General features: G+C 68.3%; 10 protein-coding genes. 1 reads left to right on the top strand and 9 read right to left on the bottom strand.

Annotation, left to right across the window (positions count from 1 at the left end; translation table 11 throughout):
- Positions 1 to 57: 57 nt before the first annotated feature.
- From DFR31_RS02005 to DFR31_RS02030, 6 genes are read right to left on the bottom strand one after another with little or no spacing between them, the layout of a single operon-like run.
- Entirely contained in the window at positions 58 to 1,257 is a 1,200-nt protein-coding gene (locus DFR31_RS02005) for an efflux RND transporter periplasmic adaptor subunit (protein ID WP_121440989.1), read from the bottom strand.
- Positions 1,258 to 1,261: 4 nt separating this feature from the next.
- Positions 1,262 to 3,631, bottom strand: coding sequence for an ABC transporter permease (locus DFR31_RS02010; RefSeq protein WP_211328219.1), 2,370 nt, complete (start codon positions 3,629 to 3,631; stop codon positions 1,262 to 1,264).
- Positions 3,631 to 4,656, bottom strand: a complete 1,026-nt coding sequence (locus DFR31_RS02015) for a hypothetical protein (RefSeq protein ID WP_121440990.1) — start codon at positions 4,654 to 4,656, stop codon at positions 3,631 to 3,633. Before DFR31_RS02015 ends, DFR31_RS02010 begins: the two co-directional genes overlap by 1 nt.
- Positions 4,650 to 5,360 carry an ABC transporter ATP-binding protein gene (locus DFR31_RS02020; RefSeq protein ID WP_121440991.1) on the bottom strand — a complete coding sequence of 237 codons (711 nt, stop codon included), beginning with the start codon at positions 5,358 to 5,360 and terminating at the stop codon, positions 4,650 to 4,652. Before DFR31_RS02020 ends, DFR31_RS02015 begins: the two co-directional genes overlap by 7 nt.
- Positions 5,361 to 5,406: 46 nt before the next feature.
- Positions 5,407 to 7,524: a S9 family peptidase gene (locus DFR31_RS02025; RefSeq protein WP_121440992.1), complete on the bottom strand. Its 2,118-nt coding sequence runs from the start codon at positions 7,522 to 7,524 to the stop codon at positions 5,407 to 5,409.
- 18 nt (positions 7,525 to 7,542) lie between these two features.
- A complete protein-coding gene (locus DFR31_RS02030; protein ID WP_121440993.1) occupies positions 7,543 to 9,105 on the bottom strand; it encodes a class I adenylate-forming enzyme family protein in 1,563 nt (520 codons plus the stop codon).
- A 149-nt stretch (positions 9,106 to 9,254) separates the two neighbouring features.
- Between DFR31_RS02030 and DFR31_RS02035 the strand changes: the two genes are divergently transcribed.
- On the top strand, positions 9,255 to 10,040 hold the full coding sequence (locus DFR31_RS02035; protein ID WP_211328252.1) for a TatD family hydrolase: 786 nt from the start codon (positions 9,255 to 9,257) through the stop codon (positions 10,038 to 10,040).
- Positions 10,041 to 10,047: 7 nt separating this feature from the next.
- On the opposite strand, the gene dusA is transcribed toward DFR31_RS02035, so the two are convergent.
- The 3 genes from dusA to DFR31_RS02050 all read right to left on the bottom strand — a co-directional run bounded on the left by dusA (position 10,048) and on the right by DFR31_RS02050 (position 13,135).
- On the bottom strand, positions 10,048 to 11,115 hold the full coding sequence (gene dusA / locus DFR31_RS02040; protein WP_121440995.1) for a tRNA dihydrouridine(20/20a) synthase DusA: 1,068 nt from the start codon (positions 11,113 to 11,115) through the stop codon (positions 10,048 to 10,050).
- A 60-nt stretch (positions 11,116 to 11,175) separates the two neighbouring features.
- Positions 11,176 to 12,027, bottom strand: a complete 852-nt coding sequence (locus DFR31_RS02045; protein WP_121440996.1) for a sirohydrochlorin chelatase — start codon at positions 12,025 to 12,027, stop codon at positions 11,176 to 11,178.
- A 100-nt stretch (positions 12,028 to 12,127) separates the two neighbouring features.
- Positions 12,128 to 13,135 (bottom strand): 2-oxoacid:ferredoxin oxidoreductase subunit beta, encoded by a 1,008-nt coding sequence (locus DFR31_RS02050; protein WP_121440997.1) that lies wholly within the window; start codon positions 13,133 to 13,135, stop codon positions 12,128 to 12,130.

Consider the following 13,135-nt stretch of genomic DNA (forward strand, 5'->3'; position numbering starts at 1 on the left):
TCTGGCTGACTGGAACTGTAGACCCCGGGTTGCCCAATGTGTTTCCCGGTGGGTCGATCAGGGGGCTGGGCGCACGCGAACCCGATGCCCCTCGGACAGTTCCCGGTCCGGATGCACGATCACCTGCTCCCCCGGCTCCAGCCCCGAGCGCACCTCCACGACGCCACCGCCCCGCAGGCCCCGCTCCACGGCGCGCACTCGGGCGCGACCGGCGTCGACCACGAAGACCGCCCAGTCCTCACCATCACGGAACAGGGCACTGACAGGCACCCGGGTCACACCCTCCCGGCGGTCCAGCTCGAATTCGGCGTTTACCCGGTACCCATCACCGAGTGCGGCCCACTGCTCCGGCGCTGTCACGAAGTCGACAATGACCAGCACCCGCTGCTCTTCCACCCCCAAGGCGGAGAACTTGGTGAAACCGCGGGGCTCAACGCGGCGCACTACCCCCGCCAGCGCCGGCTCCCCGCCCCAACGCTGCAATGATACCGGCATGCCAGGCCGGATTCGCACGGCATCGGCGGACAGCACCTCCACTTCCACCTCCAGGGCGCGGGTGTCGGCTACTTCCAGAATAGGCTCGCCCGGCTGCACGACCCGGGCGCTCTCAAAGTGGCGGGCCAGGACCTCGCCGCTGACCGGCGCGGTGAGTTCGATGACATCCGGTGCCGCCGCGTCCCGCTCCCCGGCAAAGGCCAGGGCCAGGCGTGCGTCCTCCAGGTCGGCCCGGGCGGTATTGACCCGGTACCGGGCCGCGGCCACCGCGGCCGCGGTCTGCCGCGCCTGTGCCGCCGCACCGTCCACCTCGTGGGCCGATACCGCACCCCGCTCTCCCAGGCGCGACAGCCGCTGGTAGGTTTCATCGGCAAAATCGGCCGCCGCCCTGGCCGCCGTCAGCTCCTCGCGGGCCGTCTCCAGCGCGGACTCCGCACCCTCCACCCGGGCACGGGCCTGGCGTTCACTGCGCAGGTCCAGGGCCGGCGGGACCAACGGGTCCAGCCGGACCAGCACATCGTCCGGGGCCACCGGGTCACCGACCTCCGGCTCGACCCGCCGGGCGTGGGCGGTGACCGGCGCAGAGAGCACATAACGGTACATGACCCGTGTTTTGCCCTCCTCCTCCACCGTGAGCCGCACGGTGCCCTCGTCCACCTCGCTGGTGTCCACCCAGACGGGCTGGGGGCGAAACCCGAGGAAGAGCAGGACTACCGCTACCAGGAGCACACCGGACCAGGTGGCTATTCGCTTCCAATTCATGCCCTTACTCCCTGGTCTTCAGGACTTCCACCAGATCCAGACGGTCGAGGCGCCGGCGCACCACCCCGGCCGAGAGCAGCGCGGCGATCACCACCACCAGGGCGGCGAAGGCCATGCCGGCGGGCGTCAGGATAACCGGCACGCGGTAGAGGTCCGACTCCACGCCTCGTGCCACCCAGCCGTACAACAGCCAACCCAGCAGGAACCCCGGGCCCAGCCCGGCCAGGATCAGCACCGCCTGCTCCCCCAGCAGAATCCGGGCGACCTCCGCCCGGCTGAAGCCGAGCACTCGCAGGCTGGCCAGTTCCCGCGCCCGCTCCGCGAGGCTGATCCGGGCGCCATTGTAGATCACACCAAAGGCTATGCTGCCGGCCAGCAGGGTCGTGATGAAGGTGAACATCAGCACCGTCTCGGCCAGGTTCTCGTAAAAGCTGTCGATGGCCGCATCGCGCTCGCTGATGCCCGCCACCCGTGGCCGCTCGCGCAGGGCCGCCACCACGGCCTCCCGGTAGCCCGGCTCCAGTTGGAGGCGCGCTCCGGATATGGCGCGGCCCTCACCCAGAAGCCGGTTCACCGTCTCCAGCGGCAGATAGCTCGATACCCCCATGATCTCACGGATCAGGCCCCCGACCTCGATCTCCCGCGTCTCGCGATGCCCCTCCAGGAACCGGAGCTCCACGGTATCCCCGGGGCGGATACCCAACTCCTGGGCCAACCAGTCGGTGAGCAGCAGACCGTGCTCCGGCATCGGCTGCTCGCGCAGGTTCTCGTCCAGGAGACGGCGCAACTCGCCGCCGGGCACCTCGCCCTGCACCGCCAGACGCCAGCGCTGGTGCCCCGACCGCAACTCCACACTGGCACTGCGCCAGGGCTCCACGCGCACCACCCCGGGCAAGGCCTGCAGCTCGTGAACGGCCTTGTACGAGGTGGGTTCGGTGAAGGTCACGGTGATGTCGTCGCGCTCCACCAGTCCGAACTGCACCCCGGCCATGTGGTGAATGGCGGCGTCCTGAAAGCGCCCTACCATGAGGATGGCACAGGCAAAGGCCACCCCGGTGATCCCCAGCAGCGCGCGCACCGGCCGTCGTTCCAGGCTACGCAGGATCATTCGCACCGGCTGGCTGAACCAACGCTGCAGCCCCAGTCGCTCCACCACCGTGGCCCGGAAAACCGGCGGTGGCTCCGGCTGCATCGCCACCGCGGGCGGCAATCGCACCGCCCGGCGAACCGCCAACGCCACCGCCAGCAGGGCCGAGCCGACGGTGACCAGCGCCGCGATGGCAAAGGCCCTGGGGCCCAGGTGAAAGCTGAGGTAAGGGAACCGGAAGAACTCCGCATACAGGGCCGCCATGCCGCGCCCCAACCAGACCCCCACGCCAGTCCCCAGCACCAGCCCCAGGGCGACGATGAGCAACACCAGGCGCACGTAATGGCCGCCCACCTCCAGGTTGCTCCGCCCGAAGGCCTTGAGCACCCCGATCTGCCCCCGCTGCGTGTTGATCAGCCGGCCCACCACCACGTTGAGCAGGAAGGCCGCCACGCCGAGGAAGATGGCGGGAAACAGCGTCGCCAGGGTCTCCAGCCCCCCCAGCTCCTCCTCCAGGTAGCGGTTGGAGAGCTGATCACCCCGGCCGATGGCCCCCCTTCCGCCATAGCGATCGAGTATCGAATCAACCGCCTGGATCACATCCCCTTCACGCGCCTTGCGCTCCAGGCGCAGGCTCACATCGTTGAAAGCGCCCTCCATGTCGCGGGCGGCAGCCAACGCCTCGCGGTTCATCCAGAGCACGCCATAGCGCTCGTAGTCGGGCAGCATGGTGCCGGGCTGGATCTGGTAAATGTGCTCCGGGGAGAGGGCGACGCCGACGACCTCCAATGCCTGTCGGCGGCCATGGATCACCGCAACCAAACGATCCCCGGGGACCAGTCCATGCGCCTCGGCGAAGGCCTCGCTGACCACCACCTCCCGGTCCCGCCCGGCCTCCGGGAGCCGCCCCGTCCGGAGGAAGAGCCGGTTCAGCTCGCTGTTCCGACCGTCCGGGAGGGACTGCAGGCGCCCGGCCACCGGGTCCGGGAAATCCTGCAACTCCAGGTGCGCGGCGGCCACCACCCGGCTCTCCGCAAGCTGAACGCCGGGCAGGTCCTGCAACCGCGCCAGCACTGACTCCGGGGCACGCTCCAGGCTGGCAAAGACGTGGCCGAACCGGTAATCGCGGTAGAAGTCGTCCCGCGTCTGCTGCAGGGTATCGATAATGGCCAACGACATGATCAGCGTGGCCACACCGCCGGCTATCACCACCGCGATGGCCGCCGCCTGGCCCCGCATCTGCCAGAACTCCCGGAGCAACATGCGGTAGAGCGCAGGCAGGCGCATCAGTACGCCCCCGGATGGCCGAAGGCCGCCTCCAACCCGACGAAAATGCGGCGCTCGGTGTTGAAATCGTCGTCCCGGTCCCGGCGCAGTTGCGGCCGGACCTCCAGGCTGAGCCAGTCACGGTGAATCCGGGACCGCCAACGCACCTGCACGTAGTATTGGGTGAGCTGATTGTTGGGCTCACTCTCACCCCGTGTCCCCGCCTGCCAGACCAGCGAGCGGCGGGGACTGAGCGCCTGGATATAGGACAGGCGCTGGTCGTAGTAGAACTGCGATTCCCGGTCGAACCAGGTGGCACTACCCTCCAGCCGCATGGCGCTGTACTCGGTGACCGGGTGATCCAGGCGGATATCGGTGGTGGCCCCCGTGCCGCGGGCGTCGTACCAGAACAGCGACTGGCGCGGTCGGATCCTCCATTGGCCGGGCTGGAAATCGCGCCAGACCCGGCCGCGGGTGAGCAGATCCACGGGGCTGCCGGAGCGCAGCCGGGCATCCAGCGAGCTCTCCCAGTTCTCGCTGGGCCGGAGGAATTCCAGCCCCACGCTCTGGGTCCGATCATCGTCCAACTCCACCGGCGTGCCCCGCTCGGCGTCGATCTCGTCCTCGGGCTCCTCGCTGCTGAAGACCAGGCTGAGGCGGTCCTGAGCCCCGGGTAGCCGCAACCGCCCGGACACGCCGGCCTCGGTGCGGTCACTGCCGATGTCGCTGACCCGCTGTTGCACGCGCACACGGACCAGGGAACGGTAGTCCTCGTCCGGGTAGAGGGTGTCGTCGGTACCGAGCATGCGGTCCAGCTGCCGGGAAAGCAGGAAGACCCCCCGGGAGACCGTTGCCTGGCCACGGTCCATCCTTTCGATAAAGGGGCGGTCCTCCTCTTCCTCGGGCAGCCATTCGGTTTCGGGGTCATCCGGCACGTAGTCGCCCTCGCCCTGCGCGTCCCCATCGTCCCCCGCCACGACAACACCCAGGGGCATCGCCAGTAAGAGGGCGATCGCCCAGCGCCTGATCGCGGCCCGGTTCACCATGCCAGCGCCTCCGGTGGCGCCGGCTCATCGACTTGTTCCACCTCACGGATACGGCCGTCGGCGAAGTGCACGACCCGGTGCGCCATGCGGGCAATGTCGGCGTTGTGGGTGATCACGGCGGTGGTGGTGCCGAAGGAGCGATTGATGTCCAACAGCACGCGCAGCACGTTGATGCCGGTGCTGGAGTCCAGCGCCCCGGTGGGCTCATCACAGAGCAGGACCCGCGGGCGCTTGGCGATGGCCCGGGCAATGGCGACGCGCTGCTGCTCACCGCCGGACAGTTGGGCGGGGAAGTGATCCATCCGCTCGCCGAGCCCGACCCGCTCCAGGGCCTCCTCCGGCGAAATGGGATCGTGGGCGATCTCCGTGACAATGGCCACGTTCTCACGGGCGGTCAGGCTGGGGATGAGGTTATAGAACTGAAAGACAAACCCCACCACGTGGCGCCGGAAGCGGGTCAGGTCCGCCTCGCTGGCCCGCGCCAGGTCGAAGCCGGCGCAGTGGACCTCGCCGGCCGTGGGCCGGTCCAGCCCGCCGAGGATGTTCAGCAGCGTGGACTTGCCACTGCCCGAGGGCCCGAGCAGGACCACGAACTCCCCCTGCTCCAGTGTCAGGTCCACCCCGCGCAGGGCGTGCACCGACACATCGCCCATACGGTAAACGCGGGTCACCCCCCGGGCCTGGAACACCGGCTCTGCTGCCATCCACCCTCCTGTTCGGCCCCGTCAATCCGAGGCCTGTCATCCTGACTCAAGTATTGGCGGCATCCGCCCTTTCAGCGAGCCCGTACACGTGCAGCAGGAAAACATAGCGCTGGGCCACCTCGTGCAGGTACTCGAAGCGCCCGCCCGGGCCGCCGTGGCCGGCGCTCATGTTCGTGTCCAGCAGCAACAGCCGGTCGGCCGGCCAGACCTCGCGCAGCTTCGCCACCCACTTGGCCGGCTCCCAGTAGGTGACCCGCGGGTCGCTGACTCCGGCGGTCACCAGCAAATGGGGGTAGCGGCGCTCCGCCACGTTGTCGTAGGGCGACCAGCTGCGGATGCGGTGGTAGGCCGCCTCGTCCTCCACCGGGTTACCCCATTCCGGCCACTCCGGCGGAGTCAACGGCAGACTGGCGTCCAGCATGGTGTTGAGCACGTCGACGAAGGGCACGGCCGCCACCGCGGCGTGGAAAAGCTCCGGACGCTGGTTGAGCACGGCCCCGACCAGCAACCCGCCGGCACTGCCACCAAACAGGGCCAGCCGGCCGCTGCCGGTGTAGCCTTGCGCGATCAGGGCCTCGGCGCAGGCGATGGTGTCGCTGAAGGTGTTGGCCTTGTGCTCCCGCCGGCCCTCGCGGTACCAGCGGTGCCCCCGCTCCTTGCCGCCCCGTACGTGGGCGATGGCGAAGACAAAGCCGCGATCCAGGAGGGAGAGCCGGTGCGGGCTGAATCCGGCCTCGCTGGTGATGCCGTAGGCTCCGTAGGCGTAGAGCAGCAAGGGCGTCTGCGGGCCAGGGTCCAGGTCGGCGCGGTGGACCACGGAAATGGGCACGCGCTCGCCGTCCGGGGCTGTGGCGTGGGTGCGGGTGGCGGTATAGGCGGCCGGGTCGTGGCCGGTGGGGATCTGCTGGCGCTTGCGCAGCACCCGTGTCCCGTCGCGGAGGTCGTGGTCATGTACCTCCGCAGGCGTGGTCAGACTGCTCCAGACGGTGCGCAGTGTGTCGGTAGCGTACTCGTAGCCGGCGACCAGGCCCAGGTCGCAGGGCTCGTCACCAAAGTCGATCCGGCGGGTCTCGCCGCCCTCCCAAGCCCGGTAGCGGATCGCCGGCTGGGCGTCCTCCATTTCGGCCCAGACGAGCCAGTCCCGCAACACGTGCACATCCCGGAGCAATCGCCCGGGGTGGTGAGGGACCAGATCGGTCCACTGGCCGGTATCGCCGGGCGCCTCCAACGGGGCGGAGACGATGCGAAAATCCTCTGCCCGGTGGTTGGTCAGCAGGATCCAGCGCTCCCCGTGATCCACGGCGGCGTACTCCTGCTCCGGGGCCCGGGGGATCAGGCAACGCGGTGGCGTGTCCGGGGCATCGGCGGGGATCACCCACTGCTCGTTGCTGCCGTGGCCGTGGCAGTCGATGACCAGGAAGCGATCGCTCTGGGTCCGGCCGAGGCCCAGGAAATAACCGGGATCCGCTTCCTCGTAGAGCACCGGGCCGGGGTGCGCCCCGCCCGGGTCTTCGCCCAGCCTGTGACGGCGCACCCGCCGCGGGCGGTGTTCCTCGTCGCCCTCTATCCAGAGCAGGGTTCGGCTGTCGGCCGCCCACTCGAAATCGCCCCGCACCTCCTCGAGGCAGTCGGGCAACAATTCGCCGGTCTCGGTGTCGAGGAAGCGGATCTGCAGCTTCTCGGAGCCGGTCCGATCCTCGCTGAAGGCCAGGTAGCGATGGTCGGGGCTGTGCCCCCAGGCGGCCAGGTCGTAGTAATCGCAGTCGCGGGCTCGGGCATCGGCGTCCAGCAGCACCTGCTCACGCCGGTCGTCCTCGTCATCGCGCGGCCGCCGGCAGATGAGCGGGTGCTCACCGCCGGGACGGAACCGCCAGTAATAGGCCCACGGGCCGTCCGGCATGGGCACGCCACGGTCATCCTCGCACAGCCGGCCGCGCAGTTCCCCGACCAGCTTGTCGTGAAGCGGTTTTAGCGGGGTCAGCACCCGGTCCGTCTCGGCGTTCTCCGCCTCCAGCCAGGCCCGGATCTCCGGGTGCAGCCGGCCAGGGTCGGCCATGGCCTCACGCCAATCCGGGTCGCGCAGCCAGGCCCAGGGGTCCTCGCGCCGGTGGCCGTGCCGCTGGTCAACGACGGGGCTTTTATCCAGATTTTTTGTGTCGTTCATTCAATCGCCTACAAAAGATTATTCAGATTGTTTCAATATATTGGCCACGCGCTTGCGGTCAATCTTTCCAGCCCCGGTCAGCGGCATCGCATCGACAAACCGCCAATGGCGCGGCCGCTTATAACGGGCCAGGTGCTGTTCGGCGTGCTCGGTCAGCGCTCGGGCATCCACGCCCGGGTCGGTGCGCACCACCAGCGCCCCCGGCACCTGACCCCAGCGGGCATCGGCCACCCCGGCCACCGCCGCCGCCTTGACCCCCGGGTAATCAGTCAGCACCCGCTCCACCTCCTCCGGGGCGATGTTCTCTCCGCCGGACACAAAGACGTTGTCAGCCCGTCCCATCAGGGTGACCCGCCCCTGCGCATCGGCCCGCGCCAGATCACCGGTCCAGATCCAGCCGTCGGGCTTGAGTACGTTCGCCGTGCGGCCCGTGTCGTCCAGGTACCCGTCAAAGGCGTGGGGACTGCGCACTTCCAGCACGCCGGTATCGCCGGGCTTCACGGGCGCCCCGTCCTCCGGGTCGGTGATGCGGTAGTCGGTGTGGAACATGCTTTGACCGATGCTGTGGCGCTGGGCCCAGACGGTATCGGCATCCAGGCCGTCGGTGACCAGCATGAAGTTGGAGGGCCCGCCCTCCGTCAACCCGTAGGACTGCGCCACGGGAATGTCGCGCGCCACCCAGGGCCGCATGGTCGTCTCGCTGCAGGAGGCGCCAGCGGTGGTGATGCCCTCCAGCGTGCGCAGATCGGCAGCGGCAAAATCGGGATGAGCGCTCATCATCTGCAGCATCGCCTCTACCGCGCCGAAATGGCTGATACCCTGCTCGCTGATCAGCGCCAGCGCCCGGCCCGGGTCAAACTGCCGCAGGATCACGCTGTAACCGCCGGCATAGTACACCGGGGTGAGCGTGTTCCAGCCGCCCACGTGGAAGAACGGGAAGGTAACCAGTTCCCGTTGCGGCCCCAGCGCCCCACCGGATGTGGCCAGGATGTCGATCGCGTTCCAGGTCATTTGGCGGTGGCTGATCGGGCAGATCTTCGGCTTGCCCGTGGTCCCGCCGGTGTGGATGTAAAGGAAGGGGTCACGCATGGCCAGCGGGCGGTTGGCCGGCTTGGCGGGCGCGGCCAACGGGCCCCGCTGCCAGGCCCCACCCGCGTCGTCCAGCCGGAGCCGGTGCGCCACGCTGTCGGGGAGTGTCAGCGCCTCGGCCAGCTCATCCAGCGCCTCCTCTTGCAAGAAAGCGCGGGGCGCGATGCGCGCCAGCAGGTCTTCCAGCTCCGGCGCGGCCAGGCGAAAGCTGAGCGGCGCCAGGACCACGCCGGTCTTGCCACAGGCCAGGTACAGGTCCACCAGTTCCAGTCGGTTACGACAAAGCACGGCCACCCGCTCCCCCGGCTTCAGGCCCAGGGCCCCCATGAGCCATTGCCCGGTGCGGTCGGCTCGCTCATTCATTTCGGCATAGGTGAGCGGCGGCCCGGCATCCGGGTCACAGATGGCGGGCTTGTCCGGCGTAAGCGCGGCGCGCCGCCCGGCCCAGTCCCCCACCCAGTTCATGGGCAGTTGCTCGTAATCCTGTGACATGCGCTTGCGCCTCCCGAGGGGATGAACGTTTGACTGCAGTCTCACGGCAAAGGGCCCTGCCGGGCAAGCGGTTGGCCAGCAGGCCCGGGAAAGGCGATAATCCCGCCCCCAACCAACGGCAGCAAGAGGGTCCCATGAGCGACGCGGCACTGGAACTGGTGGATATCGGCGCCAATCTCAGCCACTCATCCTTTCGCAAGGACATGGACCAGGTGCTGGAGGAAGCCGCTGCGGTGGGCGTCAACCTGTTTATCGTCACCGGCGCTGACGCCAAGAGCGCGGTGGACGGCCTGGAACTGGCCCGCCGTCACCCGGAACGGATGAGGGCAACCGCCGGTTTTCACCCCCACCACGCTGGCGATTGGCACGGGGAGTCCGAGGCCCTGTTACGGGACCTGGCCGCTGATGACCTGGTGGTGGCCATCGGCGAGACGGGGCTGGACTTCTACCGGGATATCTCCCCGCGCTCGGTGCAGGAGAAGGTCTTCGAGCGCCACCTGGAACTGGCCTGTGAGCTGGGGCTGCCGGTGTTCCTCCACCAGCGGGAGGCCCATGAGCGCTTCCGGGACATGGTGCGGGCCTACCGGGACGACCTGGTAGACGCCATCGCCCACTGCTTCACCGGCGACCGGCGGATGCTTTACGACTACCTGGACATGGACCTGCACGTCGGGGTGACGGGCTGGGTGTGTGACGAGCGGCGGGGGCAGGCCCTGCAAGCGTGCGTCAAGGACATCCCCCTGGACCGGCTGATGATCGAGACCGACTGCCCCTACCTGATGCCTCGCAATATACGGCCGCGCCCGAAGACCCGGCGCAACGTGCCCGCCCACCTGCCCTACGTGCTGGACAAGGTAGCGGAACTGACCGGGCACAGCCGCGAGACCATCGCCGGGGCCACCACCGCCAACGCCCGGCGTTTCTTCCGGATCTGAGCCGACGTCAGGCCACAGCGCGGCCCTCGGGGACCAGGGCCAGCGCCTGCTCGATCACCTCGGGCCCGGCCCCGTCCTTGTGGGCCTGCTCGCTGATGTGGCGCCGCCAGCGCCGGCCACCCGGGCAGCCGTTGAACAGGCCGAGGATGTGCCGGGCGAGGTGCTGCAATCGCGCCCCCGCCGCCAGTTGCGCCTCCACGTAAGGCAGGAATGCCCGCACGGCTGCATGCCGGTCCGGCACCCCGGCGCCCGCCGCGCCGTACAGCGCCCGGTCCCAACCGGCCAGGGCCCACGGGTTGCCGTAGGCCTCCCGGCCGACCATTACCCCGTCCAGTCCCTCCTGCAGCGCGGTTTCGATCTCCTCCAGGGCGGTGATGCCGCCGTTGAGCACCACCTCCAACTGCGGGAAATCGCGCTTCAGGCGGTGGACGCGGGCGTAGTCCAGTGGCGGGATCTCGCGGTTCTCCTTCGGGCTCAAGCCCTTCAACCAGGCCTTGCGGGCATGCACATAAAAGGTTTGGCAGCCGGCCGCCGCGACCCGCTCGACAAAACCGGCGAGGAAATCATAGTTGTCCAGGTCGTCCACGCCGATCCGGTGTTTCACCGTCACCGGCAATCGACAGCTCTCCCGCATCGCCGCCACGCAGTCGGCAACCCGGTCCGGCTCGGCCATCAGGCAGGCGCCGAAGGCGCCGGCCTGCACCCGGTCGCTCGGGCAGCCGACATTTAGGTTCACTTCATCGTAACCCCAGGCCTCCGCCAGCCGGGCGCAATGGGCCAGGTGCTCCGGGTCCGCACCGCCGAACTGGACTGCCAGCGGGTGCTCTTCCGGGCTGTAGGCCAGAAAACGGGTCGGGTCGTTGTGCCAGACCGCCAGGGCCGGGACCATCTCCGTGAACAGCAGCGTGCGCGGGGCGAGCAGGCGCAGAAAATAGCGCGCATGACAATCGGTCCACTCCATCATGGGTGCGACCGACAGGGTTCGGTCCGGCACGAATGTCGCCTGTTCCGGATTATACAAAGCTGGGCCCTCCACGGCATTGTCCGGCGATATGATCTGCCGCTCCAGACTCATCAAGTTTCTGCGATGGGCAGATTACCTTTCAAGGGGCGGGCAGTTTACCACTACCCCCAGTCACGACACCGGTGCGGGATCCGATCCATCGGCCCGGGAGTGGATGGTGGCCAGGCGGTCGGCCAGAATCTCCAGCAACAGTGGGTGTTCGCCCACCAGCGGCGCCATAACGGTTCTAAGCGCGGGATGGCGGGCCTCCGCGTCAGCGCAGATCCGGGCAACGTCCCCGTCTGCGCCCGCGTGCCGGCCCGGTTGCAGGAACATCATGGCAATTACCACCCGCCCGCTGGTGAACGCCGGCCGCTCCAGCAGCGTGGCCAGAAGTGGCTCGTTGAAGGCGTAGGCCGTTCCCGGCCGGCGCTCCATCGAGGCAGGCACCACTCTGTCCACCCGCCCCTGCAGCATGATGCTGAGCTGCCCGGCCACATAGTCACGGACTTGGGCAACGGCTGGCACGGGGCTCCCATGGTCCACCAGAATGACGCGGGTACCGGCCCCATCCCGTACCGACTCGACGAAGTCCGCCAGGATCCGCGCGACGCGGGGGTCGTGCCCCCGCTCCAGATCCACCAACGGCGGTGCGACCCGTACATCCAGGTCGGGGAATTGTTGCGAGAGTTTCGTTACCCGTTCAGGCAGATAGTCGGTCAGTGCCCGGCTCGGACCAAAGAAGAGCGGGACAATGCGAAACCGCCGGATGCCGGCAGCCGCGCGCGCTTGCAGCGCCGGCTCCAGCGTCCGCGCGGGCACGCCGCCGAGCGCGGCGATCGGCGCCCTGTCCGAATGCAATAAAGAGACTGGCTGCACCGGCCGACCTACCCGGTTGCTCAGGCCCTCCGCCAGGCGGCGCAGGCTGATAGTGGACGCCGCGCGTAGCGAGCCATTGTCGACGAGCAGGACCTCCGTGGGCATGCGCCTCCCTTGCCGTTAGCATCCAATGACGGCTGTCACGAGGTCCTGGGGGACCGACGCAGCGCGGCACCGACCTCCGGACAGCACTATGGTGGTCTCACTACCCTGCGACACGCCAGACGTGCCCTTCGTTCAATAGCCGATCCACCGCCGCCAGTTGCACGGGGCTTCGCTCGGTGTCCGTCCCGCTCTGATCCTCGGGGTCGCAGTAGAGCACGCCAAGGGCAACCGGCAGGTCCGGTGGCTGCATGCTGGCCAGCAGGCCAGCCAGCGCGGCATTCCGCTCATCGTGGACCAGCAGCTCGGATTCCGGCACCCCGTTTTCGCCACCCACGTCCACCACGCGAAGGGCGCAGCTGGCTGGATCCAGCACCAATCCCCTGTCACCGTTTGCACCAAAACGCATGGGCTCGCCGTGTCGCAAACGGATGGTATTGTCTGCGGCGCGGCCCCGCTGGGTGATAGCCGCAAACGCCTGGTCGTTGTAGACGATGCAGTTCTGGTAGATCTCCACCAGTGAAGCACCGCGATGCTCGTGCGCACGCTCCAGCACCACTCCCAAGGCCTTCGGGTCCGTGTCCACCGCCCGAGCCACAAAGCGCGCACCCGCGCCCAAGGCGAACCGCGCCGGCATCACCGGCGTGTCCACAGCCCCCCGTGGGCTCGTGGGGGAACGGGTTCCGGGCTTCGATGTCGGCGACAGCTGCCCCTTGGTCAACCCGTAGATTTCGTTATTGAACAGCAGAATCTGCATGTCGAGGTTGCGTCGCAGGACATGCATGAGATGGTTGCCACCAATGCTGAGACCGTCGCCGTCGCCTGTGATCACCCAGACGTCCAACGCCGGGTTGCCGAGCTTCACCCCCGTTGCCACCGCGGGGGCACGGCCATGGATGGTGTGGAAACCGTAGGTTTCGAGGTAGTACGGAAGGCGCGAGGAACAACCGATACCGGAAACGAACACAAGGTTTTCCTGCGGCACACCCAGCCCCGCGAGGGTCTTCTGAATGCCCTTGAGAATCGCATAGTCACCGCAGCCCGGGCACCAGCGTATCTGTTGATCCGAGGCGAAATCCACGGGTTTGGGTGAAGCGGTCGCTGCAGTCAT

Origin of the sequence: Alkalispirillum mobile, from assembly GCF_003664325.1 — a bacterium.
In the GTDB taxonomy this organism is placed as follows: domain Bacteria; phylum Pseudomonadota; class Gammaproteobacteria; order Nitrococcales; family Halorhodospiraceae; genus Alkalilimnicola; species Alkalilimnicola mobilis.